General features: G+C 54.8%; 6 protein-coding genes and 1 tRNA gene. 2 read left to right on the top strand and 5 right to left on the bottom strand.

Going from position 1 to position 5,105, the window contains the following annotated elements:
- The 5 genes from ACOCD2_RS12000 to mutY all read right to left on the bottom strand — a co-directional run.
- Positions 1-1,050 (bottom strand): histidine kinase dimerization/phospho-acceptor domain-containing protein (locus tag ACOCD2_RS12000; protein WP_293647874.1); only part of this gene is annotated, 1,050 nt, incomplete at its 3' end.
- 189 nt (positions 1,051-1,239) lie between these two features.
- A complete protein-coding gene (locus tag ACOCD2_RS11995; protein WP_293647876.1) occupies positions 1,240-2,049 on the bottom strand; it encodes a hypothetical protein in 810 nt (269 codons plus the stop codon).
- A gap of 143 nt (positions 2,050-2,192) precedes the next feature.
- Positions 2,193-2,268, bottom strand: a tRNA-Phe gene (locus tag ACOCD2_RS11990).
- Positions 2,269-2,340: 72 nt separating this feature from the next.
- Positions 2,341-2,610, bottom strand: a complete 270-nt coding sequence (locus ACOCD2_RS11985; protein ID WP_293647878.1) for an oxidative damage protection protein — start codon at positions 2,608-2,610, stop codon at positions 2,341-2,343.
- On the bottom strand, positions 2,607-3,683 hold the full coding sequence (gene mutY, locus ACOCD2_RS11980; RefSeq protein WP_305800300.1) for an A/G-specific adenine glycosylase: 1,077 nt from the start codon (positions 3,681-3,683) through the stop codon (positions 2,607-2,609). Before mutY ends, ACOCD2_RS11985 begins: the two co-directional genes overlap by 4 nt.
- 196 nt (positions 3,684-3,879) lie before the next feature.
- Between mutY and ACOCD2_RS11975 the strand changes: the two genes are divergently transcribed.
- Positions 3,880-4,350 (top strand): copper chaperone PCu(A)C, encoded by a 471-nt coding sequence (locus tag ACOCD2_RS11975; RefSeq protein WP_293647880.1) that lies wholly within the window; start codon positions 3,880-3,882, stop codon positions 4,348-4,350.
- 57 nt (positions 4,351-4,407) lie between these two features.
- Positions 4,408-5,034, top strand: coding sequence for an SCO family protein (locus ACOCD2_RS11970; RefSeq protein ID WP_293647882.1), 627 nt, complete (start codon positions 4,408-4,410; stop codon positions 5,032-5,034).
- The last annotated feature ends 71 nt before the right edge of the window (positions 5,035-5,105 follow it).

Genomic DNA, 5,105 nt, shown 5'->3' with positions numbered 1-5,105 from the left:
TGCATACAATGCCGTCACATCATCAACGATTTCATTCAGATCCACTTCCACAAGGACAGGTTCGAGGCGGCCAAGGCGGGAATATTCGAGCAGATCATCAAGCATGGACTGCGTCAGCCGGGCATTGCTTGCCAGATTCCTGACGATAAACCTGCCGTCTTTCTCCAGGGCGGCGCCATAATCCTCCTGCAACAGGTCTGCGTAACGGGAAACCAGTTGCAGCGGCTCCTGCAGATCATGGGAAACCGCATACAGCAGTTGCTGATATTCACCATCCGGATCGGCGGGCGCCTGTTTGCCGGCCTGTGGGCGATAAATTGCCGCCAGCCGCGCTGCATCACCAGGAAGCGGCCAGACGGTCAAGCGGCCCCGCGCGGCAGCGGACGCTCCTTTCAATGGTGTCGCCTGAATATCCAGCGGATCGGCTGCGCCTTTTGCCATGGCCTGAAGCTGTTTCTTCAGCCCAGCTTTCGGCAGCCTGCCGGCGTCAAGGTCAAACAAAGGCTCTAACCCAAGTCCCCGCAGCTCTGCGGCATCCTGGTATCCAAGCACCCCGGCAGCCGCATTATTGGCTTCCTCCACCTGGCCATCAGCAGTGACAGTCAACGCAGGATCATTCATATTGCCAAGTGTCTGACGCCAGAAACCATACACGTCCTGATCTTCCCTGATTGCCCGCAACAGGGACGCGACTATATCGGCAAGCTGCAGAAAGCCGGCGCTGTTTTTTGTCAGGCAGGCAAACAGCCGGTTGCCATGCTCGAGGCGGCAAGCTTCAGGGGGCAGTGTTTCTGAAAACAGGATGGTCGCTGTGAGCGGGTGGCGCCTGGAAAACGTGGCAAGTACATCCATGCCGGACGCCCATCCCAGTGCCTGCTCGGAAATGACAGCAGAAAAGCCGCCATTGGCCAGTTGCTCGGCAAAAGCAACCGCATCGGAAACGACAGTCAGCTCGCAGTTGGGAAAAGCCTGGGAAAGCAGCTTGTCAGCAAGCTCTGCATCTGACGGACTGGTATCAATCAACAGCAGCTTGCAGGACGGTTCTGTCACTTTCTTTCTTTTCCCCTAGCCTCGCGGGCATCGCTTTTTTACTCCAATGGTCCTATCATTATTGTGGGCGGAATGGTTCCATTTTTTATGCCTATGCCCATGAAAAATCACAGGATCGATTCAATCAATCTTTCATCGATTGGCGCCATTTCGCGTCGAAACGATCGCGGATTTTCCGGTACTTGAGAGCTATCTGCTTTTTCTGATGCTGACCTTTTCCGCTTGGGCCAGATAGCTGTCTGGATCGATTGGCGATGCCTCCTTTGTCTGTAAATATCGGGCATTCAGCAATGCCAGCTGGACATCAAGTTCGTACAGCTCCCGTTTTTCATCCCAGGTGATATCAAAATCTTCCTTCAACATCCTGGCTTCCTTTTCAGGCGGCTTTCCGCTTTTCTTTGAATGCCCTTCCCCCGCCCTGTTCCTGTCGGCAATCTTCCAGCGAAGGAAAGCTTCCGCAGCTTTCCTTCTCAACAGGTACAGATGTTCCGGGGATGGCTGACCGGGTTCTGTGGACAAAACAGGCTTCACAGTCTGGTCGCTGTTCGGCTCAGCCGGCGTTTTTCCACCTGGTGTCGAGGGACGCCGCTCCGTTTCGGGGTGGCATTCAGATGCCTGCGCACCGCACAGACCAGAACCGACTGTATCCGCGAGCTTCAAAAAACCCGCTTCATCCTTTTTCAGAATGGCAGACGGGACCGAGGCGGATTGCAGGTCCTTGACATTCGGGGGAAGGGATTTGGCAAACAGCACGGTGACAGTCTCGGGGTACCTGTCGGCAATCGCAGTAAGCACGTCCGTACCGGACGCCCAGCCAAGCGCCAGCTCGGAAACAGCTGCAGCAAATCCCCCCAGACTCAGCTGTTCGGCAAAGGCGACGGCATCGGTGACAGTTACCAGTTCACAATGCGGAAAAGACTGCCGAAGCAGATCACCTGCCAGTTCGGCATCCGCCACATCAGAATCGACCAGTAACAGTTTGCAGGACAGGTTGGACACTTATTCCCCGGCTTTTCCAGACAACGAACAAAACCAGACAAAGATCCTAGCACCATTGAAGGGAAATTTGTGCTGCCCCTGCAATCGGACGGAAACAAAAACGCCCCGACAATGCGGGGCGTTTTCGTGGGTCTCTCGTTGTATGGTGCCCAGGGACAGAATCGAACTGCCGACACGAGGATTTTCAGTCCTCTGCTCTACCGACTGAGCTACCTGGGCACATTCCTGCCGGCTTTGATCTGCGGCAAGGCGGCATATTTAAGCCGGACAGGAGCAATTAGTCAAGAAAAATCACAGCTTGATATTGAATTCAGGCGGATTGGCGGAACCGCCAGAAAAGAAATATTTTTCCATTTCCTCTTCAAGAAACTTTCTGTCCTTGGGATTGACGGGCGACAGCCGATGCTCATTGAGCAGCATGGTCTGATGCTGCAGCCAGCCCTGCCAGGCTTCTTTCGAGACATTCTCAAAAATCCGCTTTCCCAATTCACCGGGATAAGGCGGCCGCTCCAAGCCTTCAGCCTCCTTCCCCAGCTTGATACAATTCACCATTCGCGTCATTTCAGTTCCTCTTTCAGTTCTTGCAGCAACAGCTGCACCGGCGCGGCCAGTCCCCGCTTCTGGCTTTGAGACAGGTTATACCAGACCCGGCTATCTCCATCCAGCACCTGCAAACCCGGTTTTTCAAGCAGGATCAGGCGCGGAAAGATGTGCAGTTGAAAGTGGCTGAAACTGTGCCTGCGTTCGGGCAAGGTCCGGATTTCTAACACAGCAAAGCCTGCGTGCTGTTGCAGCCATACCGACAGATCATCCTCAAGCTTCAGTTCGGGAAAGCTCCAAAGCCCGCCCCAGATACCACTGGGCGGCCGTTTCTCCAGCATCACCCCGCCCCTCCCATCGACCAGCATCAGCATCTGCACAGAGCGCTTGGGCAGGATTTTCGCCGCCTTGCGGCCTGGAAAATCGGATACCCGGTCCGCCCGATATGCAGCACAGTGTTCCTGCATGGGACAACATGGGCAATCCGGGTTGCTGCGCGTACACAGGGTGGCGCCCAGGTCCATCATCGCCTGGTTGTAATCACCCGCCTGACTTTTTGGCGTCAGCATACGGGACAGGCTCCAGAGTTCCTTGAGGACCGCAGTCTTTCCCGGCCAGCCGTCCACCATGAATATCCTGGCCAGCACACGCTTCACATTGCCATCGAGAATCGCATGATGCTGACCCAGCGAGAGAGACAGTATGGCCCCTGCGGTGGATTCACCGATACCGGGCAATGCCAGCAGTTGCTCGAAGCTTTCAGGAAAACGCCCCTGATGCTGTTCCATCACCACTTTTGCCGCCCTGTGCAGGTTCCTGGCTCTTGCATAGTAGCCAAGGCCTGACCAGTGATGCAGTACCTCATCGATATCAGCTTGGGCCAGATCCTGCACCTGGGGAAAAGCCCGCATGAACTTCAGATAATACGGGATGACCGTAGCCACCTGGGTTTGCTGAAGCATGATCTCCGAAACCCACACGCGGTAAGGGCTTCTGTCCTGCTGCCAGGGCAGGTCCTGCCTGCCATGTGCGGCAAACCAGTTCAGCAAGGCCCGTGAAAATTCCTGTGCATCAATATTTTTCATGGCCGGCATGATACCTTTCCCTGCCTCAGGAAAGAATGTCTGCAGCCAGAGTCTCCATTATTTATCAATGAATACAACACGCTGTGTCATTTGACACAGGTTTGTCAGAATTTGATGAAATTACGTGCCGGATTGACACTTGTCGTATTTACAAGCTTCAGGCAGCTGCTACCATCAGCCTACTCAAGAACACAGGAGACAACACATGTTCAAACATTTAATAACAGGACTGCTGGGCCTGGCCCTGATTGCACCGGCCTTTGCAGGCACCGCCGCCGAAGACATTCAGATTATCGACCCCTGGGCGCGGGAAGTCCCTCCCGGCCTGACCACCAGCGCGGGTTTTCTCGGCATGAAAAACACCGGCGACAAGGAACACCGCCTGGTCGGCGCCGAGTCGAGCAACACGGGCATGGTCGAACTGCACACGCATATCAATGACAACGGCGTCATGCGCATGCGCCCTGTGGAGGACATTCCCGTCGCCCCAGGTGGCACGACCACCCTGCAGCCCGGCGGCTACCATCTGATGCTGATGATGATCAAGGAGCCCCTCAAGGCCGGCGGGAAAATGCCCATCACCCTGATCTTCGAGGACGGCAGCAAAAAGGATATTGAGGCGGAAGTGCGTCATTTCAGCATGGAAAAGATGAACCATATGAAAATGAAACACTGAGACCTTGCCGGCACAGGTATGCGCCGTCTTTTCTCCTGAAAGAGATTCTCCAAAACAATGAAAAAGCACTTCTGGCTGTTTCTGCTGTTCCTTTTTTCCACGTCCGCGACACATGCCTGGACGCTGTTTTCCGGCAAGGAGGAACGCTACCCCGGCATGGGGGGTGATTTCACCCTGCAGTCCGCCGAAGGCGAGGTATCACTGAGAGATTTTCGCGGCAAGATCGTACTGATCTACTTCGGCTACACCTCCTGCCCGGACGTATGTCCCACTTCGCTGGGTGCCCTGTCTGCCGCGCTGAAGAAGCTCGACAAGAAGGAGATGGCGCAAATCCAGCCCCTGTTCATCAGCGTGGACCCTGAGCGCGATGACGTGAAGAAGCTGCAGGAGTACAGCCACTACTTTCATCCGAAGATGATCGGCGCGACAGGAAAACTGGCGTATCTGCAGGCCCTGGCCAAGCGTTACGGCGCCTACTTCCGCAAGGCGCCGGTGGAAAACTCTACCCTTGGCTATGCAGTGGATCACTCCTCGACCATCTATGTCGTCGGCAAGGACGGCAAGCTGGTGGACATGATCCAGCACGGCGGTTCTCCAAAACGCATCCTTGAACATATTCGCGCAGTGCTTAAAGAACTAGAGTTTAGAGTAAGCAACATTGTTCCACCGTATATTTTCGGGTGAAATAAAGTTGCTATTTTGTTCATACTGCCCGTTAGAGCTTGTTCTATACGCTGATTGCTGCATCCTGCTCA

The organism is Thiolapillus sp., from assembly GCF_048562965.1.
Classification (GTDB): domain Bacteria; phylum Pseudomonadota; class Gammaproteobacteria; order Chromatiales; family Chromatiaceae; genus Thiolapillus; species Thiolapillus brandeum_A.
This window is presented reverse-complemented; position numbering and strand designations above follow the sequence as displayed.

Bases quoted from the DNA above. Each gene is read 5' to 3' on its own strand.
- ACOCD2_RS11985 (WP_293647878.1), bottom strand. From the start codon at position 2,610: ATGACGCGAATGGTGAATTGTATCAAGCTGGGGAAGGAGGCTGAAGGC.
- mutY (WP_305800300.1), bottom strand. From the start codon at position 3,683: ATGCCGGCCATGAAAAATATTGATGCACAGGAATTTTCACGGGCCTTG.
- ACOCD2_RS11975 (WP_293647880.1), top strand. From the start codon at position 3,880: ATGTTCAAACATTTAATAACAGGACTGCTGGGCCTGGCCCTGATTGCA.
- ACOCD2_RS11970 (WP_293647882.1), top strand. From the start codon at position 4,408: ATGAAAAAGCACTTCTGGCTGTTTCTGCTGTTCCTTTTTTCCACGTCC.